Source organism: Nocardioides daeguensis (assembly GCF_019192965.1).
GTDB lineage: Bacteria > Actinomycetota > Actinomycetes > Propionibacteriales > Nocardioidaceae > Nocardioides > Nocardioides daeguensis.
Genome location: NZ_JAHTKU010000011.1, coordinates 1 through 16,988, shown reverse-complemented (window position 1 = coordinate 16,988; position 16,988 = coordinate 1). Strand labels below are relative to the sequence as shown.

19 protein-coding genes are annotated in these 16,988 nt (G+C 73.0%); 7 read left to right on the top strand and 12 right to left on the bottom strand.

Annotation, left to right across the window (positions count from 1 at the left end):
* The first annotated feature begins 122 nt into the window (after window positions 1-122).
* Together KU893_RS09485 and KU893_RS09480 are read left to right on the top strand one after the other, a co-directional pair.
* Entirely contained in the window at window positions 123-770 is a 648-nt protein-coding gene (locus KU893_RS09485; RefSeq protein ID WP_218234112.1) for an RNA polymerase sigma factor, read from the top strand.
* Window positions 767-2,074 (top strand): hypothetical protein, encoded by a 1,308-nt coding sequence (locus KU893_RS09480; protein WP_218234111.1) that lies wholly within the window; start codon window positions 767-769, stop codon window positions 2,072-2,074. Before KU893_RS09485 ends, KU893_RS09480 begins: the two co-directional genes overlap by 4 nt.
* Here KU893_RS09480 and mutM read toward each other — a convergent pair.
* The 8 genes from mutM to KU893_RS09440 all read right to left on the bottom strand — a co-directional run bounded on the left by mutM (window position 2,004) and on the right by KU893_RS09440 (window position 9,649).
* Window positions 2,004-2,870: a bifunctional DNA-formamidopyrimidine glycosylase/DNA-(apurinic or apyrimidinic site) lyase gene (gene mutM / locus KU893_RS09475; protein WP_218234110.1), complete on the bottom strand. Its 867-nt coding sequence runs from the start codon at window positions 2,868-2,870 to the stop codon at window positions 2,004-2,006. The two genes, KU893_RS09480 and mutM, sit on opposite strands and share 71 nt — an antisense overlap.
* 19 nt (window positions 2,871-2,889) lie before the next feature.
* The gene (rnc, locus tag KU893_RS09470) at window positions 2,890-3,543 is read right to left on the bottom strand and encodes a ribonuclease III (protein WP_246592387.1); all 654 of its coding nucleotides are present in this window, start codon (window positions 3,541-3,543) and stop codon (window positions 2,890-2,892) included.
* A 113-nt stretch (window positions 3,544-3,656) separates the two neighbouring features.
* On the bottom strand, window positions 3,657-3,842 hold the full coding sequence (gene rpmF / locus KU893_RS09465) for a 50S ribosomal protein L32 (RefSeq protein WP_038680298.1): 186 nt from the start codon (window positions 3,840-3,842) through the stop codon (window positions 3,657-3,659).
* Window positions 3,843-3,884: 42 nt separating this feature from the next.
* Window positions 3,885-4,424, bottom strand: coding sequence for a YceD family protein (locus KU893_RS09460; RefSeq protein ID WP_257441630.1), 540 nt, complete (start codon window positions 4,422-4,424; stop codon window positions 3,885-3,887).
* A gap of 114 nt (window positions 4,425-4,538) precedes the next feature.
* Window positions 4,539-5,021 carry a pantetheine-phosphate adenylyltransferase gene (coaD, locus tag KU893_RS09455; protein WP_218234109.1) on the bottom strand — a complete coding sequence of 161 codons (483 nt, stop codon included), beginning with the start codon at window positions 5,019-5,021 and terminating at the stop codon, window positions 4,539-4,541.
* Complete coding sequence (gene rsmD / locus KU893_RS09450; RefSeq protein WP_218234108.1) at window positions 5,018-5,611, bottom strand: 16S rRNA (guanine(966)-N(2))-methyltransferase RsmD; 594 nt, start codon at window positions 5,609-5,611, stop codon at window positions 5,018-5,020. The genes coaD and rsmD overlap by 4 nt, the downstream gene beginning before the upstream one ends.
* A 50-nt stretch (window positions 5,612-5,661) precedes the next feature.
* Window positions 5,662-7,911 (bottom strand): ATP-dependent DNA helicase RecG, encoded by a 2,250-nt coding sequence (locus KU893_RS09445; protein ID WP_218234107.1) that lies wholly within the window; start codon window positions 7,909-7,911, stop codon window positions 5,662-5,664.
* Window positions 7,912-7,921: 10 nt separating this feature from the next.
* Entirely contained in the window at window positions 7,922-9,649 is a 1,728-nt protein-coding gene (locus KU893_RS09440) for a DAK2 domain-containing protein (RefSeq protein ID WP_218234106.1), read from the bottom strand.
* Window positions 9,650-9,806: 157 nt separating this feature from the next.
* Between KU893_RS09440 and rpmB the strand changes: the two genes are divergently transcribed.
* Window positions 9,807-9,992: a 50S ribosomal protein L28 gene (rpmB, locus tag KU893_RS09435; protein WP_179724818.1), complete on the top strand. Its 186-nt coding sequence runs from the start codon at window positions 9,807-9,809 to the stop codon at window positions 9,990-9,992.
* 108 nt (window positions 9,993-10,100) lie between these two features.
* On the opposite strand, the gene KU893_RS09430 is transcribed toward rpmB, so the two are convergent.
* Window positions 10,101-11,072, bottom strand: coding sequence for a thiamine-phosphate kinase (locus KU893_RS09430; RefSeq protein ID WP_218234105.1), 972 nt, complete (start codon window positions 11,070-11,072; stop codon window positions 10,101-10,103).
* 116 nt (window positions 11,073-11,188) lie between these two features.
* On the opposite strand from KU893_RS09430, the gene KU893_RS09425 reads away from it, so the two are divergent.
* Both KU893_RS09425 and KU893_RS09420 read left to right on the top strand, forming a co-directional pair.
* Complete coding sequence (locus KU893_RS09425; protein WP_179724814.1) at window positions 11,189-11,425, top strand: Lrp/AsnC family transcriptional regulator; 237 nt, start codon at window positions 11,189-11,191, stop codon at window positions 11,423-11,425.
* A gap of 1 nt (window position 11,426) precedes the next feature.
* Entirely contained in the window at window positions 11,427-11,921 is a 495-nt protein-coding gene (locus KU893_RS09420; RefSeq protein WP_218234104.1) for a DUF3515 family protein, read from the top strand.
* Between the two features lie 45 nt (window positions 11,922-11,966).
* On the opposite strand, the gene KU893_RS09415 is transcribed toward KU893_RS09420, so the two are convergent.
* Window positions 11,967-13,109 carry a D-alanine--D-alanine ligase family protein gene (locus KU893_RS09415; RefSeq protein ID WP_218234103.1) on the bottom strand — a complete coding sequence of 381 codons (1,143 nt, stop codon included), beginning with the start codon at window positions 13,107-13,109 and terminating at the stop codon, window positions 11,967-11,969.
* Between the two features lie 24 nt (window positions 13,110-13,133).
* Between KU893_RS09415 and KU893_RS09410 the strand changes: the two genes are divergently transcribed.
* Window positions 13,134-14,228 (top strand): trans-sulfuration enzyme family protein, encoded by a 1,095-nt coding sequence (locus KU893_RS09410; protein WP_218234102.1) that lies wholly within the window; start codon window positions 13,134-13,136, stop codon window positions 14,226-14,228.
* Between the two features lie 159 nt (window positions 14,229-14,387).
* Here KU893_RS09410 and KU893_RS09405 read toward each other — a convergent pair whose 3' ends face one another.
* Together KU893_RS09405 and KU893_RS09400 are read right to left on the bottom strand one after the other, a co-directional pair.
* Window positions 14,388-15,392, bottom strand: coding sequence for an NAD(P)H-dependent glycerol-3-phosphate dehydrogenase (locus KU893_RS09405; protein WP_218234101.1), 1,005 nt, complete (start codon window positions 15,390-15,392; stop codon window positions 14,388-14,390).
* Window positions 15,392-16,144: a lysophospholipid acyltransferase family protein gene (locus KU893_RS09400; protein ID WP_218234100.1), complete on the bottom strand. Its 753-nt coding sequence runs from the start codon at window positions 16,142-16,144 to the stop codon at window positions 15,392-15,394. Before KU893_RS09400 ends, KU893_RS09405 begins: the two co-directional genes overlap by 1 nt.
* A 71-nt stretch (window positions 16,145-16,215) precedes the next feature.
* Here KU893_RS09400 and cofC point away from each other — a divergent pair, with 71 nt between their 5' ends.
* Complete coding sequence (cofC, locus tag KU893_RS09395) at window positions 16,216-16,860, top strand: 2-phospho-L-lactate guanylyltransferase (protein ID WP_218234099.1); 645 nt, start codon at window positions 16,216-16,218, stop codon at window positions 16,858-16,860.
* Window positions 16,861-16,988 lie beyond the last annotated feature (128 nt).

Sequence of the window (16,988 nt, the reverse complement as noted above, 5' to 3'; positions counted from 1 at the left end):
GAACATGACACCTGCCACAGCGGATGGACCGCGCCGGGCATTACAGACCGGCGGCGCGCGGACCGGGCGGTAACGAATCGGCTCCCCGCGACGCTCAGGATGGTGTGTCAGGATCGATGGCGGTGGGCGAGCTCGGCGACCTCCCGGGACCTCCTGCCGTCCGTGCCCTGACCATCGAGCGAGGAGACGTCCTGAGCCCGCCCGCGCCCCCGCGCTCCGTCGATCCTCTCGGCGAGCCGCTGGCACGGGCCCTCGACGGGGACGAGGACGCGTTCAGCGAGGTCTGGCGCCTGCTCCACCCGCCCCTGCTGCGCTACCTGCGGGTGCGCGAGCGGGACGCGGCCGACGACATCGCGGCCGAGACCTGGCTGCACGTCGTCCGCGACCTGCACCGGTTCACGGGCGGCCCGGCGGAGTTCCGTGCGTGGGTCTTCACGCTCGGGCGGCACCGGGCGATCGACGCCGGCCGAGCCCGGGCCGCACGCCCGAGCATCCCGACGGCCGAGGTGATCGACATCGGTACGGCGCCCAGCGCCGAGGCGGCTGCACTGGAACGGGTCGACACCGAGGCGGCCGTCCGCCTGGTGGCCACCTTGCCACCGGCCCAGGCGGAGATGGTGATGCTGCGGGTCGTGGCGGGACTGTCGGTGGCCGAGGTCGCGGCGATCGTCGGGAAGAAGCCCGGCACCGTCGCCGTGGGCGTCCATCGAGCGTTGAAGAAGCTGGCCAGGACACATGAGGACCGCACGACAAGGGGGGTGAGCAGATGAGCACGGACCGCGAGGGACGCGACGGCCTGGAGGAGTTCGAGGACTCCCCACTCGTGCGCGCCCTGCGCGCGCCCGGGACGCCCGAGGAGCTGGCCGGCGAGGCGCGCTTCGTCGCCGCCTTCCGCGACGCGCAGCGGCCGCTCTCCCCCGCCGTCCGCGGCGGCCGGACCGGCCGCGTCGTCGGCCGGATCGGTGTCGGCAGTGCTGCACTGCTGGCCACCGTCACGCTGACCGGCGGGATGGCCGCGGCCGCCTACACGCAGCGCCTTCCGCACCCCGTGCAGGTTCTCGCCCACGACGCCTTCGGAGGCGTCGGCGTTCCGCCCGCGCGCCCCCGAACTCCCCCGGCCCCCACGCCGCGGGCCACGCCGCCCGACGGCCCGGCCGCGAGCCCCGGCGGAAGCGCACGCCCCGGGGACCGCCCCTCCTCCGACGCCGCCGGGTCCCCCCGGCCCGGGGAGGACGCCCCGTCCAGCACCGAGAGCGCCCCGGGCGCACCGGACACCACCTCTCCCGCCACCGGTACGACGGCCACGGGCTCGACCTCCGCCAGCCCGTCCGGCGCGGCGTCGTCGACGGGTGGCCCGGCCGGCCCGACGAGCCCGGGCGCCCCGACGACCACGCCGGGCGTGCCCGCGGTGTCGGCGAGCCGCGTCGGCGCCACGACCTCCGTGCGCCGGGTCGTCACGGGCGCTCGCGCGAGCGTCACCGGCCTGGTCCGCGACCACGGCCTCCCGGTCGAGGGCGCTCAGGTGTGGCTCCTCCAGCGGCACGGCACGCTCGCCTGGGCCGCCACCGCCTCCGCGGTGACCGGGCAGGACGGCTCCGCCATCTTCGCCACCGGTCCCCTCGTCGAGACCACCTCGTTCCGGGTCCGGGTCGAGGTCGACACCGACGACGACGGCGAGCCCGACCGGGTGCTGCTGTCGCGCCCCCGCCGGATCGCGGTCCAGCCGCTGCTCACGCTCAGCGCGACGGGAGCCGTCGTCGGTGTGCACACCGTCGGCGCGAGCCCCGGTGACGCCGTCACCGTGAGCCGCCGCACCGCCGACGGGAGCCTGGTGCGCCTGGGCATCCGCCGCCTCGACGAGGCCGGCGACGCGAGCTACGACCTGTCGGGCCTCACCGGCCGGGTGCGGGTGCAGGTCCGGGTGCTACGCACCTCCACCCACACGGCGGTCAAGCGGTGGATCACCGTCCGGGTGCCCGGCGAGCCGCCGGCATCCGGGACGCCTACCCCTTCGGCCTCGCCGACCGCGGAGCCGACTGGCAGCGCGGGCAGTAGTACGACGACCGGTTCATGAACGCGACCCGGCGGATCGCCGTACCGCAGCGGTCGCAGGGCTCGTCCTCGCGCCCGTAGGCGTGCAGCGAGCGGTCGAAGTAGCCCGACTCGCCGTTGACGTTGACGTAGAGCGCGTCGAAGGACGTGCCGCCCTGGGCCAACGCCTCGTTCATCACGTCGCGGGCGTGGCCGAGCAGCTCGACCGCCTGGGCGCGGCTGAGGCGGTTGCCGGGACGCTCGCCGTGCACGCGCGCGCGCCACAGCGACTCGTCGGCGTAGATGTTGCCGACCCCGGAGATCAGACCCTGGTCGAGGAGCAGCCGCTTCACGCCAGACGTGCGCTTGCGCAGCCGGGCGACGAAGGCGTCGTCGTCGAACTCGGGGTCGAGGGGGTCGCGGGCGATGTGGGCGATCTCGGGCGGCAGCTCGGCGCCGCCGATCGAGACCGACAGGCCACCGAACATGCGCTGGTCGACGAACCGCAGCTCGCGACCGTGGTCGGTGCCGGTGAGCGCGAACCGCACCCGCAGGTGCCGCTCGGCCGGCGCGTCGACTGGCTGGACCAGCATCTGGCCGCTCATGCCGAGGTGACCGAGCACGGCGTTCCCGTCGTCGAGCGGCAGCCACAGGTACTTGCCGCGGCGCCGGGCGCCCTCGATCCGGCGGCCGGTCAGCGCAGCCGCGAAGCCGGAGGCGCCGGACGGGTGGCGCCGCACGGGGCGGTCGTGGAGGACGTCGACCGCGGCGATGGTGGCACCGGTGACGTGGCGCTCGAGGCCGGCGCGGACGACCTCGACCTCGGGGAGCTCGGGCATCGGGCTGCTCGCGGGGAGGTCAGCTGCCGGAAGCGATCGGGCGGCCGTTGGCGTCGAGGCCGAGGGCGGCGGCGATCTCGCCGTACGCCGTCTCGGCGGCGCCCTGCTCGGCCTCCTTCTTGGAGCGGCCGGTGCCGTTGCCGTAGAGCTTGTCGCCGACCCGGACCTGCGCGGTGAAGGTCTTCATGTGGTCAGGACCGTCGTCCTCGATGACGTACTCGGGCACGCCGAGCGACTGGTCGGCCGCCAACTCCTGGAGCGACGTCTTCCAGTCGAGGCCCGCCCCGAGGGCGGAGGCCGCCTCGATGAGCGGGTCGAACAGCCGGTGCACGACGATCGAGGAGACGTCGATGCCGCCGCTGAGGTGGATCGCGCCGATGACGGCCTCGACCGTGTCGGACAGGATCGAGGCCTTGTCGCGACCGCCCGTGGCCTCCTCGCCGCGACCGAGCTTGATGTGGGCGCCGAGCCCGATGTCACGGGCGACCCCGGCGAGCGCCCGGGCGTTGACGACGGCTGCGCGCAGCTTGGCGAGCCGACCCTCGGAGAGGTCCGGGTGTGCCAGGTAGAGCGTCTCGGTCACCACCACGCCCAGCACCGAGTCGCCGAGGAACTCCAGCCTCTCGTTGGTCGGAAGACCACCGTTCTCGTAGGCGAAGGAGCGGTGCGTCATGGCGCGTTCGAGCAGCTCGGGGTCCAGTGTCGGATCCCCGAGCGCTCGACGCAGCTCGACGTAGTTGGTGATGCCGCTGGCCTGACTCGACGGGCCTGGATCGACCGGGTTGGTCAGAGGACCTGGCGACGCTCGGCGCGCGCGCCGTACTGGCCGCAGGTGCCGCAGGCGCGGTGCGGGAGGTGCTTGGCACCGCAGGCCGGGTTGGCGCAGGTCACCAGCGACGGGGCGACAGCCTTCCACTGCGAGCGACGGTGCCGCGTGTTGCTGCGCGACATCTTCCGCTTCGGAACAGCCACTGTCTTCTCCTTGGTTCGGGTGCGCTCACGTCGAGCGCCTCTTCAGTCCGTGGGGTGGTCTTGCTGGGTTTCGCTGGTCAGCTCCGTGAGTGCTGCCCACCGCGGGTCGATCGCAGCCTCGTGCGTGTGGTCCGGCTCGTCCGCCAGTCGTGCCCCGCACTCGGTGCACAACCCGGGACAGTCGTCCTGGCACAAGGGCTGGAACGGCAGTGCGAGCACCACCGCGTCCCGCAGCACGGTCTCCAGGTCGAGCAGGTCGTCCTGGAGCATGCTGATCTCGTCGTCCTCTTCTGCTCCCTCGGAGTCACGGATGTCGTCGTAGACGAACAACTCCTGGAACGTCACCTCGAGGTCGTCGTGGATCGGCTCCAGGCACCGCACGCACTCACCCTCCAGGACGGCCGAGGCCGTCCCGGTGACGAGCACGCCTTCCATGACCGCCTCCAGGCGCAGGTCGAGCTCGACCGGCGCGCCCTCGGGGACGGAGAGGACTTCGATACCCAGATCTGCTGGGGCCGGAACTGTCCGCGACACCTGACGCTGGGACCCCGGGCGGCGGCCGAGCTCGCGAGTGTCGAGCACGAGCGGCGCTCTCGGGTCCAGGTGGTTCAGGGGTTCACTTCCAGGTCCGGGCACAACAGATCAGGTCGATGTTAGTGGGGCGTCGGCAGCGCGACCAAATCACCCCCGCGCTGGTCACCGGCGGGCGGCGATCTTCGCGGTCAGCCGCTCGTGCACCGTGGGGGTCACGAACTCGGAGACGTCGCCACCGAGGGAGGCGACCTCCTTGACCAGGCTGGACGACACGTAGCCCAGGCTGGCGGTCGTCGGGACGAAGATCGTCTCGATCCCGGTGAGGTGGGCGTTCATCTGCGCCATCGGCAGCTCGTACTCGTAGTCGTTGCCGCCCCGCAGGCCCTTGACGATGGCCTGGGCGCCGATCTCGCGGCAGAAGTCGACGATCAGGCCGGTGAAGCCCATCACGGTGACGTTCGGCAGGTCGGTACACGCCTCGCGAAGCATCTCGAGCCGCTCCTCGGGGTCGAAGAGCCGCGACTTGGAGGGGTTGGTGCCGGTCGCGACGACGAGCTCGTCGAACAGTCCGGCCGTACGGCGGAAGATGTCGAGGTGGCCGTACGTCACCGGGTCGAAGGAGCCGGGGCACACCGCGCGGGTCATGGGGCGAGGCTATCGGTGGCGCTCGCCTCTGCGAGCCACAGGTTGGTCTCGCCGTACTTCTTGAGGCGGCGCTTGCCGGCGAGGGGCTCCAGGCCGGCCGGCCAGGCGGGCTCGGGGCTGCGCCGGGAGCGCTCGACGACGACGAGGGCGCCGTCGGCGAGCCAAGCGTGCTCGGCGAGCAGGGCGAGGTCGGTGGTGACGGCCTCGTCGGAGAGCGGGTAGGGCGGGTCGGCGAACACCAGATCGTACGGCGCCCGGGCCGGCTCGGCGAGCACGGCGGCGACCGAGCGGGCGACCACCTCGGCGATGTCGCAGTCGATCGAACTGGCGTTGGCGCGGATCAGGTCGGCGGTGCGCCGGTCGGCCTCGACGAGGGTGACGGCGGCGGCCCCACGGGACCAGGCCTCGAGGCCGATCGCGCCGGAACCGGCGTACAGGTCGAGGAAGCGCAGGTCGTGGAGCGAGCCGGCCCAGGCCTCGAGCGCGGAGAACAGCGCCTCGCGCACGCGGTCGCTCGTGGGGCGGGTCCGGTCGCCCTGGGGAGTCTGCAGCCGGCGCCCGCCTGCGCGGCCGGCGATGATGCGGGTCATTTCTGGTTCCTCAGCCTCGATCCATGGAGGGGCACCGTAGCGAGCGAGGCTCAGGACTTGTCGACGAAGTCGGCCCGCTGCGACTGCTCGAGGGCGCGTACGGCGACCCCGAGCTCGGGCACCCGGTCGAGCTGCGGATCGGCGTCGAGCAGGCCCTCGGCGGCCTCACGGGCGGCGAGGATGGTGTCCTCGTCGCGCAGCACGCGGAGGGTCTCGAGGCTGGAGCGGCCACCGGCCTGCGAGGCGCCGAGGACGTCGCCCTCGCGCCGCATCTCCAGGTCGACCCGGCTCAGCACGAAGCCGTCGGTGGTGGACGCGACGGCGTCGAGCCGCTCGCGCGACGGCGACTCGGCCTCGGCGTGGCTGACCAGCAGGCACAGGCCGGGCAGGCCGCCACGGCCGACCCGGCCGCGCAGCTGGTGGAGCTGGGAGATGCCGAACCGGTCGGCGTCGAGGATGACCATCGCCGTGGCGTTGGCGACGTCGACACCGACCTCGATCACCGTCGTGGAGACGAGCACGTCGACCTCGCCCGCGGCGAAGGCCCGCATGGTGGCGTCCTTCTCGTCCGCCGGGAGCCGGCCGTGCAGGCCGGTGACGCGCAGGCCCGCCAACGGCCCCCCGGACAGTCGGCCGACGACCTCCTCGACGGCCGCGGCAGGCGGGCGGGGCCTCTCCTCGACGGGCGCGTCGTCGTCGGTCAGGTCGACGGCGTCGACCTGACCGGCCTCCGCCTCGTCGCCAGAGATGCGCGGGCAGACGACGTAGACCTGGTGGCCCTTGCCGACCTCCTCGCGCACGCGCTCCCACACCCTGCCGATCCAGCCCGGCTGCTCGGCCAGGGGGACGACATTGGTCTGGATCGGCGCCCGACCGGCGGGCAGCTCGGTCAGCGTGGACGTCTCGAGGTCGCCGAAGACGGTCATCGCGACGGTCCGCGGGATCGGCGTCGCGGTCATCACCAGCAGGTGCGGCGGCGCGGAGGCCTTGTCGGTGAGAGCGGCGCGCTGCTCGACGCCGAAGCGGTGCTGCTCGTCGACCACGACGAGGCCGAGGTCGGCGAAGAACACGTTGTCCTGCAGCAATGCGTGGGTGCCGATGACGATCCCCGCCTCGCCGCTGGCGATCCGGGACAGCGGACCGGTGCGCTGGGTCTTGTTCATCGAGCCGGTGAGCAGCTCGACCCGGGTGCCCTCCCCCGATCCGAAGATGGTGCCGCCCTCACCGAGGTCGCCGAGCATCGCGGCGATCGAGCGGTAGTGCTGCTGGGCGAGCACCTCGGTCGGCGCGAGCAGCGCGGCCTGGCCGCCGGAGTCGACGACGCGGAGCATCGCGCGCAGCGCGACGAGGGTCTTGCCGGAGCCGACCTCGCCCTGGAGCAGGCGGTTCATCGGGTGCGGCTGCGCGAGGTCGTGCTCGATCTCCCTGCCGACCGAGGCCTGGCCGGCGGTGAGCTCGAACGGCAGCCGGTCGTCGAACGCCGCGAGCAGACGACCCGCTCCCCCGCTCCGCGCCGTCGCGCCCTCGGCCCGGCGGGCACGCCGACGACGACCGAGCACCAGCTGGGTGACCAACGCCTCCTCGAACCGGAACCGGTGGTGGGCCAGCGCGACCTGGTCGCGGGTCTCCGGTCGGTGCACCCACTCGTAGGCCCGGTCGATGTCGAGGACGTCGTACTCCTCGCGCAGGGCGGCAGGCAGCACCTCGGGGAGCTCCTCGACCACGGACCGTGCGAACTTCACCGCCCGTGCCACGTCCCAGGTCTGCAGGCCCTTCGTCAACGGGTAGATCGGGTACAGCGCTCCGAACTCGAGCACCTCCCGCACCGCACTGTCCTCGTCGTCGGCGTCCCCCATGCCGAAGATGCTCAGCTGCGGGTTGGTCAGCTGCCACTGGTCGCGGAACCGGTCGGCCTTGCCCAGGAACACGCCACGGCTGCCCACGGCGACCCGACGCTCGTGCCAGGCCGCCATGTGCTGGCTCTTGGCGAAGAAGGTCATCCGCAGGCTCGGGCCACCGGTGCGCAGGGTCGCCTCGACGCGGTACGACGCACGCCCGGTGCGACGGTCGGTGTAGGTGATCGTCTTCGCCTCTTCGATCTCCCCCACCACGCACAGCAGCTGGCCGATGCGCAGCTGGGAGACGCGGGTCAGCGACCCGGTCTCGAGGTAGCGGCGCGGGAAGTGGCGCAACAGGTCGCCGACCGTGCGCAGACCCAGCCCGTCGGTGAACTTCTTGCGCTGCGCGGGCTTCGCATCGCCGAGGACGGCGGTCAGCGGGGAGTCGAGGGTGATCGCCACGGGCTCGCTTTCATTCGACGGACATCAGGAGCGGGTAGCGCTCCTGGCCACCGTCGTACACCACGACGTCGACATGGGGGTGGAGCTCCTCGACCCAGGCGGTCGCCCGCTCGGCGAGGCCTTCGCCGTCGACGCCGCTCACGATCGTGACGAGCTCGCCGCCGGCTGCGAGCAGGCGGTCGAGGACGACGAGCGCGACCGCCCCGAGGTCGTCGCCGACCACGGCGAAGTCGCCGGCGATGACGCCGAGCGCGTCGCCGGGCTCGCACGGCCCGGCCATCGTCATCGCCTGCCGGGCGGCGATCGTGACCGCGCCGTGGCGGACGTGGCGGGCGGTCGCCGTCATCTCGGTGACGTCCTGGTCGAAGGCGCGGCCGGGCTCGTGGACCGCGACCGCGGCCAGCCCCTGCACCTGCGTGTGGGTCGGGATCACCGCGACCCGCAGGCCGCGGCTGCCGTGGTCTGCCTCCGCGGTGCTCGCCGCCGCCAGCGCGGCCCGGATGGTCGGCTCGTCGTTGGGGAGCACGACCACCTCGCGGGCACCGCAGGCGGTGATCGCCTCGAGGAGGTCGCCGGTCGAGGGACGATGGCCCGGACCGCCGCGGACGACCTCGGCACCGGCCTCGGCGAACAGCGCGGCCAGGCCGGGCCCGGCGGCGACCGCCACCACCCGGCGCCCGGCGAGGGGGGCGGGCAGCTCGGGCGTGTGGTCGGCGGCCTGCCCGGCGATCTGCCCGGCGGTCTGGGCAGCGATCTGCTCGGCGAAGTGGGTGATCCGGATCCGGTGCGGGCGGCCCACCTCGAGCCCGACCTCGATCGCCGCACCGACGTCGTCGGTGTGGACGTGCACGTTCCAGAGGCCGTCACGGCCGACCACCACGACCGAGTCACCGAGCCCGCCGAGCCGCTCCCTCAGCTGCGCCGCCCGGTCGTCGTCGGTGTCGAGGAGGTACATCACCTCGTACGCCGGGCCGTCCGCGCTCAGCTCGTCGGCCGCGGGCTCCACGTGGGGCACCGGGATGAGGTGGCTGCCCAGCGGCGCGGTCACCGGGATCGGTCGGCGCCCGGTCAGCACGGTCTCGGCCGCGTCGAGGATCACCGACACCCCCCGCCCGCCGGCATCGACCACGCCCGCCTGCGCGAGCACCTCGAGCTGCTCGGGGGTGTGCCCCAGGGCCTCCCGCGCGGCGGCGGCGGCCGCGGTCAGCACGTCGCTGCTGCGCGCGGCCGGGTCGGCGGCGGACGTCGTACCGGCCTCGGCCGCGGCACGCATGACGGTCAGCATGGTCCCCTCGACCGGATCCCCCACGGCCGCGTAGCTCGCCGTCGACGCCTGCTGGAGCGCCTCGGCCATCACGACGGCGTTGCGCTCCTCGGGACGCGCGGCGGCGATCCGCCGCGCGGCGGCGCCGAGCATCTCGCTCAGGATCACCCCCGAGTTGCCGCGGGCACCGAGCAGCGCGCCGCGGGCCAGCGCGGCGAGCGGCGCGTCGAGGTCATCGGCCTCGTCGGGGTGGTCGACGTGCTCACCGAGGGCCGTGCGGATCGCGTCACGCGCGGCGACGACGGTGAGGTACATGTTCGTTCCGGTGTCGCCGTCGGGCACCGGGTAGACGTTGAGGGCGTCGACCTCCTCGCGGGCACCCGCCAAGGCGTCCACCGCGATGTCGACGAAACGGACCACGGACGAGAGCGCAATCCCGCTCCGGCCCTCCCCGGGCGCCGTCCGCTCGTCCATCGGGGTCACCCTAGAGGAAGCCCGCCGATTTCTGCCGGTGCGCCCCGGTCGGCTATTCTCTTCCGGTTGCCCGAAGCACCCTGGTCGAGTGGACCACGGGGCCGCGCGGGCTGACGTGAACTTAGATTTGATCCGCGATCTCCCAGGAGTGACAACCATGGCCGCCGTGTGCGACATCTGCGACAAGAAGCCGACGTTCGGCAACAACCGGCCGTGGTCGCGCAAGATCACCAAGCGCCGCTTCAACCCCAACATCCAGCGCGTCCGCGCCGTCGTCAACGGCACCCCGAAGCGCATGAACGTGTGCACCGGCTGCCTGAAGGCCGGCAAGGTCTCCCGCTGACCTGACGTTCTTCTCACCGACCCGCCGCACTCCGCGGCGGGTCGGTGTGTTTTTGGGCGCCGTGCCCCGCCGTCGGAGCGCCGTCGCGAACCGCCGCGAACCGGCGCCTCAGAAGTGGGTCCAGCCCGTGGGGCCGTCGTACGCCGCGCCGTCGACGGTGACCGGGAGGTCGCCACGGGCGCCGACCGAGCCGATCCGGGTCCAGCCGTCGGGCAGGGCGACCGTGGGCGGGAAGGTCGCGAGCAGCGGGTGGTCCTCTCCTCCGCCGAGGATGAACTGGAGCGGGTCGGCACCGGTCGCCTGGCCGACGGCCAGCAACGGCTCGGGGACCTCGAAGGCAGCGGTCTCCACGTCGATGCTCACGCCCGAGTCGTCGGCGAGGTGGCCCGCCTCGGCGAGCAAGCCGTCGGACACGTCGATCATCGCGGTGGCGCCGGCCTCGGCGGCGATCGGCCCGGCGTCGTACGGCGGCTCGGGGCGGCGGTAGGCCTCGACCAGGACCCGGGGCGAGCGGAAGCCGCGGCCGAGGACGGCGAGCCCGCCGGCCGACCAGCCCTGGCGGCCGCACAGGGCCAGGACGTCGCCGGGCGCGGCGCCGGAACGCCGCACCGGGGAGACCGTGCAGGCGCCGAGGGCGGTCACCGCGATGACCAGCTGGTCGGCGCGCGTGACGTCGCCGCCGACCAGACCGGCGCCGACCAGCGCGCACTCCTCCGCGAACCCGCGGGTGAAGTCGAGCGCCCACTGCGCGGGGAGGTCGGCAGGCGCGGCCAGGCCGACGGTGAGCCACTGCGCCCGGCCGCCCATGGCGTTGATGTCGGAGAGGTTCTGCGCGGCGGCGCGGCGCCCGACGTCGTAGGCGTCGACCCAGTCACGTCGGAAGTGGCGGCCCTCGACCAGCACGTCGGTGGACACCACGACGTGTCCCTTGCGGACCCGCAGCACGGCGGCGTCGTCACCGGGTCCCAGGAGCACGTCCTCGCCGGGCGCGGTGGCGGCGACCAGCTCGCCGATCCGGGCGATCAGCCCGAACTCGCCCAGGTCCGCCAGCGTGGTGTTCCCGTCGATAGCGTCAGCCATGCCCCCATCCCACCAGACGTACCCGTCGGTAGATCGAGCGGCTCGCGAGTTCTGCCGGACGGCGGCGGCGCGGTAGGTTGAGGCGTTCCACCAACCAATCCGGCGGGAGCGTGACCATGACGGTGCAGGCCTACATCCTGATCCAGACCGATGTCGGCAAGGCGGCCGAGGTCGCCCGCGAGGTCGGCGAGATCGCCGGCGTCACGTTGGCGGAGGACGTCACCGGCCCCTACGACGTGATCGTGCGCGCCGAGGCCCGCAACGTCGACGAGCTGGGCAAGCTCGTGGTCTCCAAGGTGCAGAACCTCGAGGGCATCACCCGGACCCTCACCTGCCCCGTCGTCCACATCTGAGGTGTCCCGCACTGCCCGCGGGCGGCTGCGGTCGCTCACGGTCGCCCTCGCGCTGCCGCTCGCCCTCGCCGCGTGCGGCGGGCCGGTCGAGGTCGACGTCCCCGAGCTCTCCGACGCCGACCGCGCCGCGTGCGCGGCGCTCGCGGCCGACCTGCCCGGCACCCTCGCCGAGGAGGAGCGCGTCGACATCGAGCCGGAGGACGCGCCCGCGGCGGCGTACGGCGACCCGGCGATCGTGGTGCGCTGCGGTGTCGCGAAGCCGAAGGGCTTCGACCTGACCGCGTCCTGCGAGTCCGTCAACGGGGTGGGCTACTACATCCCCGAGGAGCAGTACGACGACCAGGGGCTCGACCTCACCATCACGGCCGCCGGCTACACCCCGCGCGTCGAGGTCACGATCCCCGCGCGCTACCGGCCGAACGCCGGCCCGGCCGCGATGGCCGTGCTGGCGCCGCTGGTCACGAAGCACCTGACGCTGGTCGACGACTGCGACTGAGGCGCGGGAGGCTCTCCGGCGCTATCGGGCCCCGGAGCAGCGGCCTCAGCGCAGACCGGTGTCGCGCTGCAGGGCCAGCGTGAGCAACCGGTCGACCAGCGCGCCGTACTCCAGGCCGGTGGCGGCCCACATCTGCGGGAACATCGACAGCGGGGTGAAGCCCGGCATCGTGTTGAGCTCGTTGACGACCAGCGAGCCGTCGGGCAGGAGGAAGAAGTCGACGCGGGCCAGGCCCTCGCAGCCGACCGCCGTGAACGCCGCGGCCGCCATGGCGCGCATCCGCTCCTCGACACCATCGGGCAGGACCGCGGGCACGTCGAGCTCGGTGTGCTCCTCGGGGAGGTACTTCGCCTCGAAGTCGTAGAACTCGTGCTCCCCGGTGATCCGGATCTCGGCAGGCAGGCTGGTCTCGACGCCCCCGTCGAGGGACTCGAGCACGCCGCACTCGATCTCGCGGGCACCCTCGGCGGACACCTCGACGAGGATCTTCGGGTCGTGGGCGAGCGCGCCCTCGATGGCCGCGTCGAGCTCGTCGGGCTGGTGGGCCTTGGCGATCCCGATGCTGGAGCCGCCGCGCGCCGGCTTCACGAACAGCGGGTAGCCGAGGGCCTCGACCCGCTCGCGCACGGCCGCTGCGTCGGCCTTCCACTCCCGGGCGGTGACGGTCTCGCTCGGCATCACCGGCAGGCCGGCGTCCTTGAGCACGACCTTCATGAACGCCTTGTCCATGCTGACCGCGGACGCGAGCACCCCGGAGCCGACGTAGCGCACGTCCGACATCTCGAAGAGTCCCTGGATGGTGCCGTCCTCGCCCCACGGTCCGTGCAGCAGCGGGAAGACGACGTCGACACCCAAGGTCGCGGCGAGGGCCCGCGAGGTCGCCGAACCGCTGGTGGGCTCACTGACCACCAGGCCGGTGCCGTCGCTCGTGGGCGCGAGCGCGACCGGGGCGCGGTCGCCGTCGACCGACGGCAGCCGGTCCGGTCCGGTGATCCGGTGCCGCTGCGGGTCGTCGGACTCCAGCACCCAGCGACCGTCGGTCGCGATGCCGATCGGGACGACGTCGTACTTCTCGCGGTCGATCGCCTGGAGCACGCTCCCCGCGGTGACGCACGAGATGGCGTGCTCACTGGAGCGGCCGCCGAAGACGACAGCGACGCGGACACGGCGGCCGGTAGGAGCGTTCATCGCCGATGACCCTACCTTTGTGACATGCCCGGTCCCGAGTCCGCACCCCGACCGCTCCGTCCCGCCACGATCGCCGTCACGGCAGGACGCCCGCCCCACGGGCCCGACCAGCCCATGAACGTGCCGGTCGTGCTGACCTCGACGTACGGCGCGACGGGCGAGCTGGAGTACGGCCGGTTCGGCAACCCCACCTGGTCGGCGTTCGAGGAGGCCCTCGGCGAACTGGAGGGCGGCCGGGCCCTGGCGTTCGCGTCGGGCATGGCCGCCGTCACCACGATCCTCGACCTCGTCGGCAACGGCGGGAGCGTGATCGCGCCGCGGCATGCCTACAACGGCTCCCTGACCGCCCTGGCGGACGCCGAGTCCCGCGGTCGGCTGCGGGCCACGCTGGTCGACACCACCGACACCGAGGCCGTGATCGCGGCCCTGCAGGCCGACGAGGACTGCGCGCTGCTCTGGCTGGAGTCCCCCACCAACCCCGCCCTGGAGGTCGCCGACATCCCCGCGCTGACGGCGGCCGCGCACGAGCTCGGGATCCGGGTCGTCGTCGACAACACCTTCGCCACGCCCCTGCTGCAGCAGCCGCTGTCGCTGGGCGCCGACATCGTCGTGCACTCGGCCACGAAGTACATCGCCGGCCACAGCGACGTCCTCATGGGCGCGATCGTCGTCGCCGACGACGAGGTGCACGGCGCCCTCAAGGGACGACGCGACCTCGCGGGCGCCGTACCGGGGCCGTTCGAGACCTGGCTCGCCCTGCGCGGCCTGCGCACCCTGCCCGTGCGCCTGGAGCGCGCTGCCGCCAACGCCGCCGACCTCGCCCGCCGCCTCGCCGACCACCCGGCCGTCGAGGAGGTCCGCTACCCCGGCTTCGGCGCCATCGTCGCGCCCGTGCTGAGCGGCGGAGCCGACGCCGCCGACTTCCTCGTCCGCGCCACCTCGCTGTGGGTGCACACCACCTCGCTCGGCGGCGTCGAGTCGACCTTCGAGCGGCGGCGCCGCTGGAAGCTGGAGCCGGCGACCATCCCCGAGGGCCTGGTCCGGCTCTCGGTCGGCATCGAGGACGTCGAGGACCTGTGGGCGGACCTGGAGCAGGCGCTCGACCGGATCTCTGCCTGAGGCGTTCGGTGGCCGCGGACCGGCCGCCGCACGGACGTGCACGCCACACCAGCCCCAGCCGCCACGGCGGGGAGGCGATTCATGCGCTGGTCAGGCGTTGCAACCCCTGACAAGCGCATGGATCCCCGGACATCCGGGGATCCATGCAGCGCCGCGCTCTCAGCTCAGCTCGGCCTTCGTGTCCCGGCTGATGAACGCCTCCATCAGCTGCGACGTGGTGAGGCGACCCTGCACGACCTCGTCGACGGCGTCGACGATGGGCGCCTCGACGCCGGTGCGGCCCGCGAGGACACGCAGCGAGGAGCAGGACTTGGCGCCCTCGGCGACCTGGCGGGTCGAGGCGTAGATCTCCTCGACGGTCATGCCCTGGCCGAGCTTCTCGCCGAAGGTGCGGTTGCGCGAGAGCGGCGAGGAGCAGGTGGCGACGAGGTCGCCGAGGCCGGCAAGCCCCATCAGCGTGAGCGGGTTGGCGCCGAGGTGCATGGCGAGGCGGGCGGTCTCGGCGAGTCCGCGGGTGATCAGCGAGGCGGTGGTGTTGTCGCCGAAGCCCAGGCCGACGGCCATGCCGACGCAGAGCGCGACGACGTTCTTGTAGGCGCCGCCGAACTCGCAGCCGAGGACGTCGATGCTGGTGTAGGGGCGGAACGCCGGCGAGTGGAGCCGGCCCTGCAGCATGTTGGCGACGTCCTCGTCGGCACACGCGACGACCGAGGCGGCCGGCTCACGGCGGGCGATCTCTCGAGCCAGGTTGGGGCCGCTGACGACGGCGATCCGGTGGGCACCGATGTCACCGACCTCCGCGATCACCTCCGACATCCGCTTGAGCGTGCCGAGCTCGACGCCCTTCATCAGTGAGACGAGGACGGCGTCGCTCTCGACGTACGGCAAGAAGGACGGCAGGTTCTCGCGCAGCGACTGCGACGGCACGGCCAGGACGACGACGTCCGCGCCGGCGAGCGCCTTCTCGGCGTCGTGGGTGGCAGTGATCCGACGGGGCAGCTCGATGCCGGAGAGGTAGTCGACGTTCTCGTGGCGCTCGTTGATGGAGACGGCGACCTCCTCGCGCCGGGCCCACACGCACACGTCGTTCCCGGCGTCGGCCAGCACGATCGAGAACGCCGTCCCCCAGGAGCCGGCGCCGAGCACTGCGACCTTGTTGCCCATCAACCCGCCGCCTTCTTGTTCCTCTTGAACCGGTCGCCGTGCACGGCCATGTCGTATCGCTCGGCCGGCGCGGTCTCACCGCGCACCAGCTCGAGCTCGTGGGTGATCGCGGCCATGATGCGGGCGGTCGCCTGGTTGACGACCTCGTTCGTCCGCTCCTGGGCCCGCAGGTCGTCGAGCTCGACCGGCGGCCCGACGCGCATCACCACCTGGTGGCGCGGCACGAGGTGCGGGCGCTTGGTGTACGGCGCCAGGATCTCGTGGGCGCCCCACTGTCCGACCGGGATCACCGGACAGCCGGTCTCGAGGGCGATCCGGGCGGCGCCGGACTTGCCCTTCATCGGCCACATGTCGGGGTCCCGGGTGATCGTGGCCTCCGGGTAGATCACGACGCACTGGCCGTTGCGCACGGCGTCGACCGCGGCGGCGTACGCGCCGACGGCGTCCTTCGTGTCCCGCTTCACCGGGATCTGGCCGGCGCCGCGCAGGAAGAAGCCGAGCGCCACATTGTCGAAGAGACCGGACTTCGCGAGGTAACGCGGCTTGTAGCCGTGGTCGTAGACGAGGTGCGCCGCGGTCAACGGGTCGACGTGGGAGATGTGGTTGAGGGCGATGATGAAGCCGCCGCTCTCCGGGATGTTCTCGCCGCCGATCCACTCGCGGCGGGTGGTCGCCAGGAGCGTGGGCTTGACGATGGGCACGGCGATGTTGAAGGCCCAACCCCGCTTCTCCTGCAGCTTCCGCACGCTCACGAGAATGCAGGTTACCGGTCGGTGCGCCTGCCGGTCCGGGGCACGACCAACCGGCCTGTCAGGATTCAGGGGTGTTCACGCGTCCGGGCTCCTTCGCCGTGCTGCTCCCGGTGAAGTCCCCGGGAAACGGCAAGTCCCGGCTCTCCACCCTGCGCGACGCCGAGCGCGCTCGGCTGGCGGCCGCGTTCGCGACCGACGTCGTCGACGCCTGCCTGCGAACCGACGGCCTGGCGGGCGTTCTGGTGGTCAGCGACGACGCCGGGTTCGCCGCCACCCTGGGCGCCCGGGGTGCGGCCACGTGTGCGGATCCGGGTGGCGGCCTCAACGCCGCGCTTCGCCATGCGGCCGCGTACCTGCACCGTCTGCGGCCGGACCTGCGGCCGGTTGCGCTCTGCGCCGACCTGCCCTCACTCGTGGCCGGCGACCTCGCTGCTGCGCTGGGCGATGCCGCCTCGGGCGCCGGGCCCTGCTTCGTGCGCGACGCCGACGGGACGGGGACGACGCTCTACTCGGCGACGTACGACCGCTTCGACCCACACTTCGGCGCGGGATCGGCCGCTGCCCATGCGGGATCCGGCGCACGTGCGCTGGCCGGAGACCTGCCGACGCTGCGCCGCGACGTCGACGACGTCGACAGCCTGGCGGACGCCATCGCCCTCGGTGTCGGCGAGTCGTCGGCTGCGGTACTGCGGGCGATCGGCCTGCTCCCCCACTGACCCCTGATCCACCGCCGTTGATTCTTGATCGGTGATTTCACTAGATCGTTGTGGGAGCCAGGCCGTTGGCGTGGCTGACCTGCCGGCCTGCACCGGCTCTTCCACTTCGGTCCTTGGTTGCGCCGCCG